The organism is Paracoccus subflavus (assembly GCF_004310345.1).
GTDB lineage: Bacteria > Pseudomonadota > Alphaproteobacteria > Rhodobacterales > Rhodobacteraceae > Paracoccus > Paracoccus subflavus.
Window position 1 is genome coordinate 120,155 of record NZ_SISK01000007.1, and the last position, 15,529, is coordinate 135,683.

The 15,529-nt window shown below is 66.3% G+C and carries 16 protein-coding genes and 1 pseudogene; 11 read left to right on the forward strand and 6 right to left on the reverse strand.

Annotated features, from left to right (window positions below):
* The first annotated feature begins 73 nt into the window (after positions 1 to 73).
* Entirely contained in the window at positions 74 to 844 is a 771-nt protein-coding gene (locus tag EYE42_RS10705) for a protein-disulfide reductase DsbD domain-containing protein (RefSeq protein WP_246020731.1), read from the forward strand.
* Here EYE42_RS10705 and EYE42_RS10710 read toward each other — a convergent pair.
* From EYE42_RS10710 to EYE42_RS10720, 3 genes are all read right to left on the reverse strand, one after another.
* Positions 841 to 1,578 carry a uracil-DNA glycosylase gene (locus EYE42_RS10710; RefSeq protein ID WP_130991384.1) on the reverse strand — a complete coding sequence of 246 codons (738 nt, stop codon included), beginning with the start codon at positions 1,576 to 1,578 and terminating at the stop codon, positions 841 to 843. The genes EYE42_RS10705 and EYE42_RS10710 overlap by 4 nt on opposite strands.
* Positions 1,579 to 1,655: 77 nt before the next feature.
* Complete coding sequence (locus EYE42_RS10715) at positions 1,656 to 2,363, reverse strand: response regulator (RefSeq protein ID WP_130991320.1); 708 nt, start codon at positions 2,361 to 2,363, stop codon at positions 1,656 to 1,658.
* A 9-nt stretch (positions 2,364 to 2,372) separates the two neighbouring features.
* A complete protein-coding gene (locus EYE42_RS10720) occupies positions 2,373 to 2,885 on the reverse strand; it encodes a MarR family winged helix-turn-helix transcriptional regulator (RefSeq protein WP_246020733.1) in 513 nt (170 codons plus the stop codon).
* 153 nt (positions 2,886 to 3,038) lie between these two features.
* Here EYE42_RS10720 and EYE42_RS10725 point away from each other — a divergent pair, with 153 nt between their 5' ends.
* The 10 genes and pseudogenes from EYE42_RS10725 (at position 3,039) to EYE42_RS10770 (ending at position 12,113) form a co-directional block, all read left to right on the forward strand.
* Positions 3,039 to 3,908 carry a branched-chain amino acid aminotransferase gene (locus EYE42_RS10725; protein ID WP_130991321.1) on the forward strand — a complete coding sequence of 290 codons (870 nt, stop codon included), beginning with the start codon at positions 3,039 to 3,041 and terminating at the stop codon, positions 3,906 to 3,908.
* Between the two features lie 4 nt (positions 3,909 to 3,912).
* A pseudogene (locus tag EYE42_RS16350) lies at positions 3,913 to 4,273 on the forward strand (transposase); the annotation flags it as partial.
* 300 nt (positions 4,274 to 4,573) lie between these two features.
* On the forward strand, positions 4,574 to 5,938 hold the full coding sequence (locus tag EYE42_RS10735) for a DEAD/DEAH box helicase (RefSeq protein ID WP_130991323.1): 1,365 nt from the start codon (positions 4,574 to 4,576) through the stop codon (positions 5,936 to 5,938).
* A gap of 108 nt (positions 5,939 to 6,046) precedes the next feature.
* A complete protein-coding gene (locus tag EYE42_RS10740; protein WP_130991324.1) occupies positions 6,047 to 6,619 on the forward strand; it encodes a thymidine kinase in 573 nt (190 codons plus the stop codon).
* Between the two features lie 89 nt (positions 6,620 to 6,708).
* On the forward strand, positions 6,709 to 7,854 hold the full coding sequence (locus EYE42_RS10745) for a D-alanyl-D-alanine carboxypeptidase family protein (RefSeq protein ID WP_130991325.1): 1,146 nt from the start codon (positions 6,709 to 6,711) through the stop codon (positions 7,852 to 7,854).
* A complete protein-coding gene (gene tmk, locus EYE42_RS10750; RefSeq protein ID WP_130991326.1) occupies positions 7,854 to 8,450 on the forward strand; it encodes a dTMP kinase in 597 nt (198 codons plus the stop codon). Before EYE42_RS10745 ends, tmk begins: the two co-directional genes overlap by 1 nt.
* Positions 8,447 to 9,553, forward strand: a complete 1,107-nt coding sequence (locus EYE42_RS10755; protein WP_130991327.1) for a DNA polymerase III subunit delta' — start codon at positions 8,447 to 8,449, stop codon at positions 9,551 to 9,553. Before tmk ends, EYE42_RS10755 begins: the two co-directional genes overlap by 4 nt.
* A gap of 3 nt (positions 9,554 to 9,556) precedes the next feature.
* Positions 9,557 to 10,357, forward strand: coding sequence for a TatD family hydrolase (locus EYE42_RS10760; RefSeq protein ID WP_130991328.1), 801 nt, complete (start codon positions 9,557 to 9,559; stop codon positions 10,355 to 10,357).
* The gene (locus EYE42_RS10765; RefSeq protein WP_130991329.1) at positions 10,354 to 11,172 is read left to right on the forward strand and encodes an MBL fold metallo-hydrolase; all 819 of its coding nucleotides are present in this window, start codon (positions 10,354 to 10,356) and stop codon (positions 11,170 to 11,172) included. The genes EYE42_RS10760 and EYE42_RS10765 overlap by 4 nt, the downstream gene beginning before the upstream one ends.
* Entirely contained in the window at positions 11,169 to 12,113 is a 945-nt protein-coding gene (locus EYE42_RS10770) for an AEC family transporter (protein ID WP_130991330.1), read from the forward strand. The genes EYE42_RS10765 and EYE42_RS10770 overlap by 4 nt, the downstream gene beginning before the upstream one ends.
* 1 nt (position 12,114) lies before the next feature.
* On the opposite strand, the gene EYE42_RS10775 is transcribed toward EYE42_RS10770, so the two are convergent.
* The 3 genes from EYE42_RS10775 to EYE42_RS10785 all read right to left on the reverse strand — a co-directional run bounded on the left by EYE42_RS10775 (position 12,115) and on the right by EYE42_RS10785 (position 15,505).
* Positions 12,115 to 13,065: an ABC transporter permease gene (locus tag EYE42_RS10775; protein ID WP_130991331.1), complete on the reverse strand. Its 951-nt coding sequence runs from the start codon at positions 13,063 to 13,065 to the stop codon at positions 12,115 to 12,117.
* A gap of 3 nt (positions 13,066 to 13,068) precedes the next feature.
* Positions 13,069 to 14,367, reverse strand: a complete 1,299-nt coding sequence (locus tag EYE42_RS10780; protein ID WP_130991332.1) for an ABC transporter permease — start codon at positions 14,365 to 14,367, stop codon at positions 13,069 to 13,071.
* A 61-nt stretch (positions 14,368 to 14,428) separates the two neighbouring features.
* Positions 14,429 to 15,505 (reverse strand): ABC transporter substrate-binding protein, encoded by a 1,077-nt coding sequence (locus EYE42_RS10785; RefSeq protein WP_130991333.1) that lies wholly within the window; start codon positions 15,503 to 15,505, stop codon positions 14,429 to 14,431.
* Positions 15,506 to 15,529 lie beyond the last annotated feature (24 nt).

Genomic DNA, 15,529 nt, shown 5'->3' on the forward strand with positions numbered 1-15,529 from the left:
TTACAAGGCTGTTGCAAGAACCGCGCAGCTTTGTGACTTCATCGCCCCTGCGTCAAAGGCTATCGCTTGCTTCATGATCCGCATCCTGTTCCCCCTTGCCTGCCTCGCCCTGTCGGCCCTTCCGCTGGCGGCCCAGACGTCGCCCGGCCTTGCCGATGCGCGCATCCTGCCCGGATGGACCCTGTCTGACGGAAGCCGCATGGCCGCCATCGAGTTCCAGCTTGAACCCGGATGGAAGACCTATTGGCGCAATCCCGGCGACAGCGGGCTGCCGCCCGTGTTCGACTGGACGGGATCATCGAACCTTGGCCAGATCACCCTTCACTGGCCGGCGCCCGAGCCGATTTCATCGGGCGGCGACATGACGCTGGGCTATCACGACCGGCTGATCCTGCCCTTTACCGCACGCCCTGCGGACCCGGCCCGGCCCGTCGATCTGGCGGTGGATGTGGATTTCGGACTGTGCCAGGATATCTGCGTGCCGGGCCGCGTCTCGTTGCGGGCCGAGGCCGCGGGCGATGCGCCCGATCCCGCGATCCTCGAGGCCATGGACCGCGTGCCCCGTCCCGACCCGCTGCGCCCGGTCTGCGACATCCAGCCCATCGCGGACGGGATGCGTGTCACCGCCACCCTTCCCGAGCCGGTCGAGCTTGCAGCCGTCGAACTGCCGGACAGCGATGTCTGGGTGTCGGCCACGGAAATCGACGCCGGCCCCGACAGGACGATCCTCAGCGCCGATCTGATTCCGCCCGATGCGGCGCCCTTTGATGTGCCCCGCGACCGGCTGGTCTTCACCGCCATCGGCAAAGACGGCGCGGTCGAGATGCGGGGCTGCGCAGGCTAGCCCAGGCCGTCCAGCCGGGCCGCGAGCGACAGAAGATCCGCCCAGGCCTCGCGCTTGGCGGGGGGATTGCGCAGCAGATAGGCCGGATGCGTCATGGGCAGGGCCGGCCGGCCGAAAGCCTCGGCCCAGGTGCCGCGCAGGCGCAGGATGCCGCGTCGGCCCAGTCCCGCATCGCAGGCGATATTGCCCATCAGCACGATCAGCTCTGGGCCCACCAGGTCGATGTGGCGGCGCACGAAAGGCAGGCTCGTCGCCATCTCGTCGGGCTGCGGGTCGCGGTTTCCCGGCGGCCGCCACGTCAGGACATTGGTGATGTACAGCGCGCGTTCCGCGTCGGCTGCGGAACGCGAAAGGCCGATGGCGCCGAACATCCGATCCAGCAATTGCCCCGACCGACCCACAAAGGGGCGGCCCTGGCGATCCTCCTCGTCCCCGGGTGCTTCGCCCAGAATCAGGACGCGCGCCTTGGGATTGCCATCCGCAAAGCAGAAATTGCGCGCGCCCTTCTTCAATTCGATCCCGTCCCAGGCCTCCTGCACGGCGGCCAGATCGTCCAGCGTCGCCGCCGAGGCGGCAAGTCGTTCGGCCTGCGTCACGCGGTCGGCCAGATCATTCCCGGCCTGCAATGTCAGCGCGGGCGCGGCAGGCGGGGGCTGCACGGGGGCAACCTCGCTGCGCGCAACAAGGGCGAAACGATCCACGGGGCTGTCCCCGACGGGCTCGTCAGCCCCCATTTCGGCCTGCCATTCCAGCAGCGCCAGCGCCGTTTCCGCGTCAAGCGGAACCCCCCGCCAGCCAGGCCCGCCCCCGGTCAATCCACCACCAGCATATAGCCGGTGCCCCGCACGGTCTGAAGAAATCGCGGTTCGCGCGGGTCAGGTTCGATCTTGCGGCGCAGGCGGGTGATCTGCACGTCGATGGCGCGTTCGCTGTTGTCGCCCTCGTCGCCGCCACCGCCGCGGCCCAGATCCTCGATCAGGTCGGCGCGGCTGACGGGTTCGCCCCGGCTGGCGGCCAGGCGGCGCAGCAGCGACTGTTCGGTGCCGGTCAGGCGCAGATGCGTCTCGCCCTGCCACAATTCTCCCTTGTCGATATCGTATCGCAGCCCGCCCAGGGTCAGGAACTTGGGCTGATGGGCTTCGGGGGCGGGAACGCGGCGCAGGATGGCGGCAATGCGCAGCAGCAGTTCGCGCGGCTCGAAGGGCTTGGCCAGATAATCGTCGGCGCCCACCTCCAGCCCGGTGATGCGGTCCTCGGTCTCTCCCCGGGCGGTCAGCAGCAGGATCGGAGTGGTCAGCCTTTCGCGAAGGCTGCGGGTCAGGGAAAATCCGTCCTCGCCCGGCATCATGACGTCCAGCACGATCAGGTCGAACTGCAACCCGGCCAGCAAACGCCGCGCCTGCGCCGCATCGCGCGCCAGCGTGACCATGAAGCCGTTCTTGCGCAGGAACCGGCCCAGCAGCTCGCGGATGCGTTCGTCGTCATCGACGATCAGCAGATGGGCGTCAGGCTGGCTCATATTCGCCCCTTACTCTGGCAAGTCCTTCATCGACTGATACTGCGACCGGGTTTCGGGGTCCATCATCGCCTCCAACACCTGACGGAACCCCGCCACCGCCTGGGGCCCGGCCTTGCGATAGGCCTGGCGCATCCGCGCCCGCTGCGCCTCGGACAGGCGGCGTTCCAGCGCGGCGCCGTCCTCGGTCAGATACAGCAGCCGCTCGCGCCGGTCGCGCCGGCCCACCCGGCTTTCGACCAGTCCGTCGTCGATTAGGGTGCGCAGCACCCGGTTCAGCGACTGCTTGGTCACCCCCAGGACCGCCAGCAAGGCGTTCACGGTCAGGCCCGGATCGCGATGGATGAAATGCAGCGCCCGGTGATGGGCCCGGCCATAGTCCAGATCGGCGAGGATCATGTCTGGATCGGCGGTAAAGGCGCGATAGGCAAAGAACATCGCCTCGATTCCCCGGCGCAGCTTGTCGTCGGTCAGAAACAGCAGATCGTCGCCCATCATGCCATGAACGCGCAGCGGCTCGGCCATATGTCACCCCTTGGTTCTGTTCCTATCGTGATAGGACAGCGATGTTGACTTTCCATGATTACACCGCTACCCGTCAAGCACTTCGCGCAATAATTGGTCTGTTCCGGGCAGGGCCGCGCAAGAAACGCAAACCCATAGCTGAGGGAGAGGATGATGACGGCGGCCTATGACGATCGTGACGGTAAGATCTGGATGGATGGCGAACTGGTCGACTGGCGCGACGCCAATGTGCATATCCTGACCCATGCCCTGCATTATGCCAGTTCCGTCTTCGAGGGCGAGCGTTGCTATGACGGCAAGATCTTCAAGGGCCACGAACATTCGCTGCGGCTGATCGAATCCGCCCGCCTGCTGGATATGGAATCGCCCTATACCGCGCAGGACATCGACGCCGCGAAAGAGGCCGTGTTGCAGGCCAACGGGTTGCACAACGCCTATGTCCGCGCGGTGATGTGGCGCGGATCCGGCCCCGACATGGGCGTATCGGCGGCGCGCAACAAGGTGCGGATGGCGGTGGCCGTTTGGGAATGGGGCAGCTATTACGGCGACGCGAAATGGCAGGGCGCCAAGCTGGATGTGGCGAAATGGAAACGCCCGTCGCCCGAAACCATCCCCACCGCCGCCAAGGCCGCGGGCCTTTACATGATCTGCACGATGTCCAAGCACGCGGCCGAGGCCAAGGGCTGTTCCGACGCGCTGTTCATGGACTGGGAGGGTTACGTGGCCGAGGCGACCGGCGCCAACATCTTCTTCGTCCGCGACGGAGAGGTCCACACCCCCCTGGCCGACCGCTTTCTGAACGGCATCACCCGCCAGACGATCATCCAGATGCTCAGGGACAACGGCACGACCGTCCACGAACGCCGCATCCGCCCCGAGGAACTGGAGGATTTCCAGGAATGCTTCCTGACCGGAACGGCGGCCGAGGTGACCCCGGTCGGCCAAATCGGCGACTGGCATTTCCAGGTCGGCCAAGTGACGCGCAAGGTGGCCGAGGATTATGAGCGGCTGGTGAGGGCGTGAGGGACGGGGGGCTGACCCCCGGAATGTCGGGCGCACCAAGGGCGGGCTGAACTCGAAACTGCACGCCGCCTGCGGCAACGAGGTCCGCCCCCGCGACCTGTTTCTGACGGCAGGCCAGGTCAGCGATCATACCGGCAGGCCGCCCTGTCGTGTCGCTGCCCCCGGCGAAGGCGCTGCTGGCCGACAGGGGCCACGATGCCGACGGGCTGCGCGAGGCCCTTGCAGACCGGAAGACCGAAGCCTGCATCCCACCGAAAAAAAACAGGAAAATCAAGCTCAAGGACGGGCGCCGCATCGCCACACGCTACGACCGCTGCCCCCACACCTTCATGTCAGCCATCGCAGCCATCGTCATCTGCTGGCTAGGATCAGGAAGTCATGAGGTTAGATCTGGCGTTCCGGCATCTGCACGACCAGCCCGCCCAGGGCGGGCGCGCGCAACGCTTGACTTGTGCGTCAGGATGCTCCATTTGAACCAGGTCGCCGCCCGCTGCCGCGTGAGCAGCCGCGATTTTCGCCAGGGCCCGGCACTCATCCAGTTTCCCATTCACGCGGGGAGGCTTGCGGGCACCCCTGTATCGCGCCCGCATCCCTGCTGAACGCCGCGCATCGACGCGGTCATTGCCGCGCGTCCGATACGGGGGGACACGGGGACGAGAGTTTTGATGGACCACAAGAATACCCACCGCCCCGCGCGCGGCCAGAAACCGCGCACCGCACCGCATTTCGATGCAAACGAAGGCCGCCGGGCCCCCGCCCGCGATCCGCTGCCGACCGGCCCCTTTGCCGACATGGGCATCGACCACCGCATCAACGCCAATGTCGCCGCGCTTGGCCTGACCACACCCACCCCGATCCAGACCGAGGCGATCCCGGCGGTCGTCAAGGGCCGGGACGTGCTGGGCCTGGCGCAGACCGGCACCGGCAAGACGGCGGCTTTCGGCCTGCCGATGCTGACCCGGCTGATCAATTTCGGCAAGAAGCCCGACCCCAGGACCTGCCGGGCGCTGATCCTGGCGCCGACCCGCGAACTGGCCACCCAGATCGCCACCAACCTTGACGCCTATGCCGAAGGCACGCCCATCCGGTCGTTCCGCGTCGTGGGCGGCGCATCCATCAACGTGCAGACCGAACGGCTGTCGCGCGGGGTGGACGTGCTGATCGCCACGCCGGGCCGCCTGATGGACCTGATCGAACGCCGCGCGATCAGCCTCGAGGCCACCACCTATCTGGTGCTGGACGAGGCTGACCAGATGCTGGACATCGGCTTCATCCACACGCTGCGCAAGATCGCGCGGATGCTGCCCAAGGACCGCCAGACCCTGCTGTTTTCCGCCACCATGCCCAAGCTGATGGAGGAACTGGCCGACACCTATCTGACCGATCCGGTGCGCGTGGCCGTGAACCCTCCGGGCCAGGCGGCCAAGCAGATCGAACAGGGCGTGCATTTCGTGACCCAGGGCGACAAGGCGACGCTGCTGGCCGAGTATCTGTCCAAGCATCCGGGCGAATTGGCGATGGTCTTTGGCCGCACCAAGCACGGGTCGGAAAAGCTGGCCAAGCTGCTGGAAAAGTGGGGCTTTGCCGTCGCCGCGATCCATGGCAACAAGTCGCAGGGCCAGCGCGAACGGGCGCTGGACGCTTTCCGCAAGGGGCAGACGCAGGTGCTGGTGGCGACCGATGTGGCCGCCCGCGGCCTGGACATCCCCGAGGTTGCGCATGTCTATAACTACGACCTGCCGAACGTGCCGGAAAACTATGTCCACCGGATCGGCCGCACCGCGCGGGCGGGCCGCGACGGCCGCGCCGTGGCGCTGTGCGCGCCCGCCGAGGTGGGCGAGTTGCGTGCCATCGAAAAGGCCATGAAGGCCGTGATCCCGGTGATCGGGGGCGAGGTTCCGGTGGGCCCGATCCCGTCGGCCCGGCCGCAGGGCGGACGGGGCCAGGGGATGGGCAAGCCGATGGGCGCGGGTGCGAACAAGCGTCCGGCCCGCCGCCCCTCGCGTCAGCCGAAAAGCCGGCAGGCCTAAGCCGGGGCACGTTGTCCCTTTGGATATTTCCGTGAAAAGCCGCAGGGATCGTCCCTGCGGCTTTTCAGCAACTCTTGATGCAGTTTGGTCCCGACGCTATCCGGCGGCATGGCCAAGCTGTATTTCCATTATTCGACAATGAACGCGGGCAAAAGCACGCTGCTGCTGCAGGCGTCCTACAACTATCGCGAGCAGGGGATGCAGACGCTGCTGCTGACCGCGGCAATCGACAGCCGCGCGGGTCATGGCCGCATCGCCAGCCGCATCGGCATCGGCGACGGCGCACTGACCTTTGATGACACTACCGACATGATGGCCCTGATTCGCCAGCATGGCGCCGGTTGCGCCTGCATCTTTGTGGACGAGGCACAGTTCCTGTCGTCCGCGCAGGTCTGGCAACTGACCCGCGTGGCCGACGATTTCCGCATTCCGGTCATGTGCTATGGCCTGCGCACCGATTTCCGGGGCGAACTGTTCCCCGGATCGGCCGCCCTGCTGGCCGTTGCCGACGACCTGCGCGAGGTGCGCACCATCTGTCATTGCGGCAAGAAGGCCACCATGGTCATCCGCCGCGACGAACAGGGCCGCGCGATCACCGAGGGCGCGCAGGTTCAGGTGGGCGGCAACGAAACCTATGTCTCGCTGTGCCGGAGGCACTGGCGCGAGGCGACGGGAAACTGACCATCAATTCTCGCGGAAGATGTATGGCCCGCGTTGCGACAGGCAGGGGCTTGCTGTAACCATCAGCCAAAACAGGCAAAGGATCTTCCATGCGCGTGTTCCTGCTGCGGCTTCTTGCCATCCTGTGTCTTGCCGCCCCGGCCCGGGCATTCGAGACGACGGCGACCTCGGCCTGGGTCTATGATGTGAACACCAGCACGGTGCTGATGTCCAAGAACGCCCAAACGCCCCTGCCTCCGGCGTCCATGTCCAAGCTGATGACGCTTTACATGGTTTTCGAGGCGCTGGAGAACGGTCGCCTGAAGCTGACCGACACCCTGCCGGTATCCACGAAGGCCTGGCAGATGGGCGGGTCCAAGATGTTCGTGGAACCGCGGGACACCCCTACCGTGGACCAGTTAATCAAGGGTGTGATCGTGCTGTCGGGCAACGACGCCTGCGTGGTTCTGGCCGAGGGTCTGGCGGGAACCGAGGAAGCCTTTGCCCGCCAGATGACCGAACGCGGCAAGACGCTTGGCTTGAAGCATTCCGTCTTCAAGAACTCGACCGGATGGCCCGCCGACGGCCATGTCATGTCGGCCGAGGATCTGGGGATGCTGGCGATGCATCTGATCCAGGATTTCCCGCAGTATTACGGCGATTTTGCCCTGACCGAATTCCGCTATATGGACCGGGTGCCATCCAACCGCTTCAACCGCAATCCGATCCTGACCCTGGGTATCGGCGCCGACGGCCTGAAAACCGGGCATACGCAGGAGGCCGGTTATGGTCTGGTCGGGTCGGCCGTCCAGGATGGTCGCCGGGTGATCTTTGTCGTCAGCGGGCTGCAAAGCGAAAATGCCCGCGCCGAGGAATCGGAACGCATCGTCAACTGGGCCTTTCGCCAGTTCAGCATGGAAACGCTGGTCCCCGCCGGTGAGACCGTCCTCGAGGCGCCGGTCTGGCTGGGCACCAAGGCGCGCGTGGGCCTGACCACGCAGAACGGGGTGAACGTGCTGATCCCCGCCGGTTCCCAGGATCAGGTCAGGGTCGAGGCGGTTTATGACGGGCCCATCCCCGCCCCTATCGCCAAGGGCGACCAGATCGGCCGCCTTGTCGTCACCGTGCCAGGCGCGCAGGATGCGATCACCCCTCTGCTGGCCGCAGAAGACGTGGCCGAGGCGGGCTTTGCGGGCCGCATGAAGGGCGCCGTGATGCGGCTGGGCCACAAGGCCATCGCGGCCACGGGACTTTGATGTTCATCAGCTTCGAAGGGATCGACGGCTGCGGCAAGTCCACGCAGGCGCGGATGCTGGCCGAGGCCCTGCGGGCCGAGGGGCGCCAGGTCGTCCTGACCCGCGAACCCGGCGGCAGCCCGGGGGCCGAGGAGATCCGCCGCCTGCTGGTCGAGGGCGCGGGCGAACGCTGGTCTGCGGAAACCGAATGCCTGCTGTTCACCGCCGCCCGCCGCGATCACCTGGAACGCACCATCCGGCCCGCCCTGGCTGCCGGGCAGACCGTCATCACCGACCGCTTTGCCGACAGCACCCGCGTCTATCAGGGTGCCGCGCGCGGCGATCTGCGTGCCTTTGTGAACCGCCTGCATGACATGGCGATCGGCATCGAACCCGACCGGACCTTCGTGATCGACCTGGACCCTGAAACGGCGCTTGGCCGGGGCAATGCGCGCGGCGGGGACGAGGATCGGTTCGAAAGCCTAGGGCTTGGCTTTCAAATGCGTCTGGCGCAGGGATTCCGTGGGCTTGCCGAGGAATTTCCTGCCCGCGTCCGCCTGATCGACGGCACCGGCAGCCTCGATCAGGTCGCCGCCCGCGTCCGGGCCGCGCTGTGAAGACCGACCTCGACGACATTCCCGAACCCGACCGCGTTCCCGGCGCCCCCCATCCGCGTCACACAGACCGTGTGATCGGGCAGGACAGCGCCATCGCCGATTTCACCGATGCCGCCCAGGGCGGGCGGCTGCACCATGCCTGGCTTCTGACCGGCCCGCGCGGCGTGGGCAAGGCGACGCTGGCCTGGGCTATCGCGCGCTGGATGCTGGCGGGCGCGACCGGCCCATTCGGAGCGACCGACACCCCCGAGGCGCGGCGTGTCAAAGCCCTGTCCGAACCCCGTCTGCATCTGGTCCGCCGCCCGTGGGACGACAAGGCGGGCCGCCTGTCCGCGCAGATCACCGTGGACGAAATCCGGCGCCTGCTGTCGTTCTTTCATCTGTCGGCGGCCGAAGGCGGGCGCCGCATCGCCATCATCGACGCGGCCGACGACATGAACCCCGCCGCCGCCAACGCGTTGCTGAAGGTGCTGGAGGAACCGCCGCCCGAGGCGCTGATCCTGATCGTCGCGCACCAGCCTGCGGGTCTGCTGCCCACCATCCGGTCGCGCTGCCGCACCCTGCGCCTGTCGCCGCTGGAGCCAAATCGGTTGGGCGATGTCCTGGCCCATCTGGGCGTCGATGACGACGCAGAGGCCCTGGCCGCCCTGTCCGACGGTTCGGTGGGCGAGGCGTTGCGTCTGGCCGGGCAAGGCGGGCTTGACCGCTACCAGCAGCTTGTCGATCTGATGGGCACCCTGCCCCGGCTGGATCGACCGCGCGCCGCCAGCTTTGCCGATGGCGCCGCGGGCCGGGTGGGGGCCGATGGCGACCCGTTCGACCTGACGATGACGGTCCTGGACCGGTTCCTGTCGCGCACCGCCCGCGCCGGTCTGATGGGACCGCCCCTGCCCCAGGCCGCGCGGGGTGAAGGCGCGTTGCTGGCCCGCATCTCGCCCGACGACAGGGCCGCGCGCGCCTGGGCGGATGCTCAGGCGCGGCTGTCGGCCAGGGCGCGGACAGGCCGGGCGGTCAATCTTGACCCTGCCGCACTGGTGATGGATATGCTTCTGGAACTGGCGCATCTGCCGCCCGCGCGATCCGCCCTGCCAGCCAAAGGTTGATCCATGTCCCACGCGGCACCACCAACGCCGATCGTCGATAGCCATTGCCATCTGGATTTCGCCGATTTCGACGGCGAACACGATGCCCTGATCGACCGGGCCCGCGCCGCTGGCGTTACGCGCATGGTGACGATCTGCACCCGCCTGCGTCAGGAACCGCAGGTTCGCGCCCTGGCCGAACGATATGACGGGGTCTTCTATGCCGCCGGAACCCACCCGATGAGCGCGGCCGAAGAACCCATGGTCACCGTGGATCAGCTTGTCGCCCTGTCGGCGCATCCGAAATTCGTGGGCATCGGGGAAACGGGGCTGGATTACCATTATACCGCCGACAGCGCCGCCCGTCAGGGCGAAAGCCTGCGCATCCATATCGAGGCCGCGCGCCAGACCGGCCTGCCGCTGATCATCCATTCCCGCGACGCCGACGGTGACATGGCGCGGATCTTGACGGACGAACACCGCGCGGGTGGCTTTTCCTGCGTGATGCATTGCTTCACCTCGGGCGCGGATCTGGCCCGGACGGCGCTTGATCTGGGGTTTTACCTGTCGATGTCGGGCATCGCGGCCTTTCCGCGATCCTCCGACCTGCGCGCGATCTTTGCCGCCGCCCCCCTGGACCGTATCCTGGTCGAAACCGACAGCCCCTATCTGGCCCCGCCTCCGCATCGCGGCAGGCGCAACGAACCGGCCTATGTCGCCAAAACCGCCGCCATCATGGCCGAGGTCTTTGGCATGGACTATCCGCGGTTCGCCGCCCAGACCTCGGCCAACTTCGACCGGCTGTTTTCCAAGGCCGCCGCATGATCCGCGCGACGATCCTGGGCTGCGGATCGTCGGGGGGCGTGCCGCGCCTGGGGAACCACTGGGGGGCCTGCGATCCAGCCAACCCGAAAAACCGCCGCCGCCGCTGTTCGCTGCTGGTCGAACGCCCCGGCCCCGACGGTGTGACGCGGGTGCTGATCGACACCGGCCCCGATCTGGTGCCGCAACTGCTTGACGCGAATGTCGGCACGCTGGACGCGGTGGTCTATACCCACGCCCATGCCGACCACATCCACGGCATCGACGACCTGCGGCAACTGGCCTACAACGCCGGAAGGCGCATCCCCGCCTGGGCAGACATGCCCACGTCCGAGGCGCTGCTGGAGCGGTTCGGCTATATCTTCGAAACCCCGCCCGGCAGCTATTACCCGCCGATCTGCGATCTGCATCTGATCGACGGGCCGATCATGGTCGCAGGCCCCGGCGGACCTGTGACGCTGATCCCCTTTCGCGTCCAGCATGGTGAAATCACCGCCCTTGGCCTGCGCATCGGCGGGCTGGTCTATCTGCCCGACGTGTCGGACATTCCCCATGCCGCCTGGCCGCTGATCCATGGGGCCGAGGTTTTCGTCTGCGATGCCCTGCGCCCCCAGCCCCATCCCAGCCATGCCCATCTGGCGCAGGCGCTGGACTGGATCGGCCATGCGGGGACGCCGCGCGCGGTGCTGACGAACATGCATATCGACATGGATTACGCCACGGTCGCAGCCACCACGCCCGACCATGTCCAGCCGGCCTTCGACGGCATGGTGATCGAAACCACATCGGACAGCCCCGACCACCAGGCCGCACTGTGACCGCGCTGTTCAACATCATCGTCCCGGTCTTCCTGATCGTGGGCTTCGGCTATCTGGTGGCGTGGCGCGGCATGTTTCGCGAAGGCGCCGTGGACGGGCTGATGACCTATGCCCAGAACTTTGCCGCGCCGACGCTGCTGTTCGTGTCCATGTCCCGCCTGGACCTGGGGGCCGAGTTCCGCCCCGGCCTGCTGCTGCCCTTCTATGTCGGCGCCTTTTCCAGCTATTTCATTGGCTGGGCAGGTGCCCGCTTTCTGTTCCACCGCCCGCGGATGGACTGCGTGGCGATCGGCTTTGTCTGCCTGTTCTCGAACAGCCTGCTGCTGGGCATCCCGATCATGGAACGCGCCTATGGTCCGGATTCGCTGTCGGGCAACTGGGCCATTATCGCGATCCATTCGCCGCTGCTTTATACCTTCGGCATCACGGTGATGGAATTCACGCGCGCGCATGGCAGCGGCCTGTCCATGGGCCGCGTCGCGTTGCGGGCCATGACCGGCGTTCTGCGCACGCCCCTGGTGATCGGCATTCTGGCGGGCATGGCCGTCAACGTGCTGCAACAGGCAGGACTGGCCATGCCCGAAGGCTTCTGGGCCGCCGTGGACATGATCGCCGGATCCGCCCTGCCGGCCGCGCTGTTCGGACTGGGCGGCGTCCTGTATCGCTACCGACCCGAAGGCGACACCGGGACAATCGTCATGTGCTGCGCCTGTTCGCTGCTGGTTCATCCGGGGCTGGCCTATGGCCTTGGCCGGATCACCGGGCTGGACGACGCGGGCCTGCGGTCGGCCGTGATGACGGCGGCGATGGCGCCGGGGGTGAACGCCTATCTGTTCGCCAACCTGTATGGCGTCGCCAAACGCGTCGCGGCAACGACGGTGCTGGTCGGCACCGCCGTATCGGTCCTGTCGATCTGGATGTGGCTGGCGATCCTGCCGTGACCTAATGCGGCGTCACGCCCCGGATCCGTTCCGACCTGCGGCGCAGCAGTTCCACCGTGGTCAGCAGCGCGATGGAAAAGATCACCAGCAGCGTGGCCACCGCCAGGATCGCCGGGCTGATCTGTTCGCGGATGCCGTTCCACATCTGGCGCGGGATGGTCTGCTGGTCGGGTCCGGCGATGAACAGCACCGCGACCACCTCGTCGAACGAGGTCACGAACGCAAACAGCGCGCCCGAGATCACCCCCGGCAGGATCAGCGGCATGGTCACGCGAAAGAAGGTCGTCCGGGGGTTGGCCCCCAGCGACGCGGCCGCCCGATTCAGCGACTGGTCGAACCCCACCAGCGTTGCCGTCACGGTGATGATGACAAAGGGAATGCCCAGCGTCGCATGGGCCAGGATCACGCCCAGATAGGTGCCCGCCAGTCGCCCGCACTCCGTAGGCAGGCCGAGGATTCCCAAAAGCTCGCAGGGATTCGAATAGAAAAAGAACATCCCGGTCGCCGTGATGATCAGCGGCACGATCATGGGCGAAATCAGGATCGCCATGATCGCCCGGCGGAACGGCATCTCGGGGCGTGAAAGGCCAAGCGCGGCCAGTGTGCCCAGGACGGTTGCCAGAAGGGTCGAGAACACCCCGATGATGATCGAGTTCTTTGCGGCCTTCACCCAGCTGGCGTTGTTCCAGGCGTCCGACCAGAAGGCCCAGCCGGTTGCATCGGGATTCTGCATCCCGAAGGTCAGCAGGCTTTCATACCACCGGGTGCTATAGCCTTCGGGGTCGAAAGACAGCATCCGGTCGGTAAAGGTGAAATACGGCTCGGCGTTGAAGGACAGGGGGATGATGACCACGATGGGCGCGATCAGGAAGAAGAAGATCAACCCGCAGATCACCAGATAGGCATAGTGCCAGATGCGCTCCAGCGGGGTTGCATAGGTGGGCACGGCCATGGTTCACCCCAGCTTCAGGTTGTCGATGCCGACCATCCGGTCATAGACCCAGTACAGCAGCAGGACTGCGCCCAGCAGCAGCGCGGCAAGCGCGGCGGCCATCGACCAGTTCAGCGTGTCGGTCATGTGCATCGCGATCATGTTGGAAATCAGTTGCCCCGACGATCCGCCGACCAGCGCGGGCGTGATGTAGTATCCAACCGCCAGGATGAAGACCAGCAGTGCCCCTGCCCCCAGCCCCGGCAGCGTCTGCGGGAAATAGATGCGGCGGAACGCGGTCCAGCTTGTTGCGCCCAGCGACCGCGCGGCGCGGACATAGGACGGGTTGATCGTGCGCATCACGGAATACAGCGGCAGGATCATGAAGGGCAGCAGGATATGGGTCATGGCAATGATCGTGCCGGTCTGGTTATAGATCATCTGCAACCGCTGGCCGCCCCCGATCACGCCAAGCCACACCAGGATGTCGTTGATCACCCCCTGCTGCTGCAACAGCACCATCCAGCTTGTGGTCCTGACCAGAAGCGAGGTCCAGAACGGCAACAGCACCAGGATCATCAGCAGGTTCGATTTCCGCATCGGCAGCGTCGCCAGCAGATGCGCGATGGGAAAGCCCAGAGCGAAGGTGATGACGGTGATGACCAGCGACAGCCAGAAGGTGCGCATGAACAGCATCACATAGACGCGCTGCCGTTCCTCGACCTGGACCACGCTGCCGTCATCGGCGCGCGTGCGGTCCACCGCCGCCAGATAGAAGTTTCCGGTCAGCGGGGTGGATGCGTTTCGCATCGCGCTCCATAGCCGCGGCTCGGCCCAGCCTTCGTCGATTTCCAGCAGGGCCTCGCGATAGGGCGGCTCGATCCCCCGCCGTACCTGCCGCCCGGTCGAGGTGAACAGCGACCGCGTGCCGGGCACGTCATAGTTGATCCGCGTGCCGACGATGCCGATCGTGCGCGCCTCGGCCGCGGCCTCAAGGTCGGTTGCCAGCGCGGTCCAGGCGGCCTCGTCGGGATCGGTGCCGCGGGGGTTTTCGTCGAACCATTGCCCCAGTGCGGGCATGTGGGCCGAAAAGCCGTCGTTATAGAAGGATCGTTGCAGCATCTGCCCGATCGGCACCACGAAGGTGATCAGGATGAAGGCCAGCAGCGGCAGCACCAGCAGAAAGGCCCTGCGGCGGGCACGGGACTGCGACCGGGCCAGAGCGCGGGCCAAGGGCTTGCCATCGGCCGTCCGCAGCCTGCCGTCGGCCAGCCCGGTTGCGGTCGTTGCGATGGCGGCGTGCGGATCAAGGGCGTTCGCCATGTCTTTCCCAGGAATTCGGGGGCTGCCGCACGGCCTTGCGGACGGCAGCCCTGCCTTTGGATCAGGAACCGGCCAGCCAGGCGTTGAAACGCTCGGTCAGTTCGGCGTCATGGTCGGCCCAGAATTCGGGATCGTCCATGACGGCGGTCGTCATGTGTTCGGGATTGGTGGGCATGTGCGGGGCCATTTCGGTGGTCCCGTCCTGATACATCCCGACAAGCGCGGCCGAGGACTGGCGCGACGGACCATAGGCGATGTATTTCGCCTGATCGGCCAGCCGCTGCGTGTCGGTCGCGAATTTCAGGTATTCCATCGCCGCCTCGGGATTGGGGGCGTCCTTCGGGATCACGAACATGTCCATGTCCATGTATTGCCCGTCCCAGATGATTTCGAAGGGTTTTTTCTCGCCCACCATGGCATCGAAGAAACGCCCGTTATAGCCGGTGGTCATCACCACCTCGCCATCGGCCAGAAGCTGCACCGGCTGCGCGCCCGCTTCCCACCAGACCACATCGTTCTTGATGCTGTCCAGTTTGGCAAAGGCCCGGTCCACGCCCTCGGGGGTGCCCAGCAGATCATAGATCTCGTCGGGCGACGCGCCGTCGGCGATCAGCGCCAGATACAGCGTCCGCTTGGGGTTCTTGGGCAATCCGCGCTTGCCGGGAAACTTCTCGGTATCAAAGAAATCCGCCGCGCTGGTCGGCTTTTCGCCCTCGAACTTGCTGCCGTCGAAGGCGATGACCGTGCCCCAGAAGATGTTGGCGACCGCGCAGTCCTGCAAGGCGCCCTCGATGAAATCCTCGGACGCGGGCGTGCCGTCCGGCGCCGCCGGCAGGTCGTCGGGATTGATCTCCATCAGCGCGCCTTCGTCGCACAGGCGGATGGCGTCGCTGACCTCGATGTCGAACACATCGCCGGTGACGTTGCGGGCCTCGATCTGCGCCTTGAGCGGCGTGGCCGGGTTGTCGGCGGCGATCATGTTGACGGTGATGCCCGTTTCGGCGGTGAAGGGCTTGTTATAGGCCTCGACCTGGCTGACCTCGTAGGCGCCGCCCCAGGACACGACGTTGACCTCTTGCGCGGCGGCCGCAAAGGCCATGCCGGCAAGGGCGGTTGACAGAACCAAAGTGGTTTTCACGTTTTCAGACTCCCGTTGGATGTC

Bases quoted from the DNA above. Each gene is read 5' to 3' on its own strand.
- EYE42_RS10705 (WP_246020731.1), top strand. From the start codon at position 74: ATGATCCGCATCCTGTTCCCCCTTGCCTGCCTCGCCCTGTCGGCCCTT.
- EYE42_RS10710 (WP_130991384.1), bottom strand. From the start codon at position 1,578: ATGGGGGCTGACGAGCCCGTCGGGGACAGCCCCGTGGATCGTTTCGCC.
- EYE42_RS10715 (WP_130991320.1), bottom strand. From the start codon at position 2,363: ATGAGCCAGCCTGACGCCCATCTGCTGATCGTCGATGACGACGAACGC.
- EYE42_RS10720 (WP_246020733.1), bottom strand. From the start codon at position 2,885: ATGGCCGAGCCGCTGCGCGTTCATGGCATGATGGGCGACGATCTGCTG.
- EYE42_RS10725 (WP_130991321.1), top strand. From the start codon at position 3,039: ATGACGGCGGCCTATGACGATCGTGACGGTAAGATCTGGATGGATGGC.
- EYE42_RS10735 (WP_130991323.1), top strand. From the start codon at position 4,574: ATGGACCACAAGAATACCCACCGCCCCGCGCGCGGCCAGAAACCGCGC.
- EYE42_RS10740 (WP_130991324.1), top strand. From the start codon at position 6,047: ATGGCCAAGCTGTATTTCCATTATTCGACAATGAACGCGGGCAAAAGC.
- EYE42_RS10745 (WP_130991325.1), top strand. From the start codon at position 6,709: ATGCGCGTGTTCCTGCTGCGGCTTCTTGCCATCCTGTGTCTTGCCGCC.
- tmk (WP_130991326.1), top strand. From the start codon at position 7,854: ATGTTCATCAGCTTCGAAGGGATCGACGGCTGCGGCAAGTCCACGCAG.
- EYE42_RS10760 (WP_130991328.1), top strand. From the start codon at position 9,557: ATGTCCCACGCGGCACCACCAACGCCGATCGTCGATAGCCATTGCCAT.
- EYE42_RS10765 (WP_130991329.1), top strand. From the start codon at position 10,354: ATGATCCGCGCGACGATCCTGGGCTGCGGATCGTCGGGGGGCGTGCCG.
- EYE42_RS10775 (WP_130991331.1), bottom strand. From the start codon at position 13,065: ATGGCCGTGCCCACCTATGCAACCCCGCTGGAGCGCATCTGGCACTAT.
- EYE42_RS10780 (WP_130991332.1), bottom strand. From the start codon at position 14,367: ATGGCGAACGCCCTTGATCCGCACGCCGCCATCGCAACGACCGCAACC.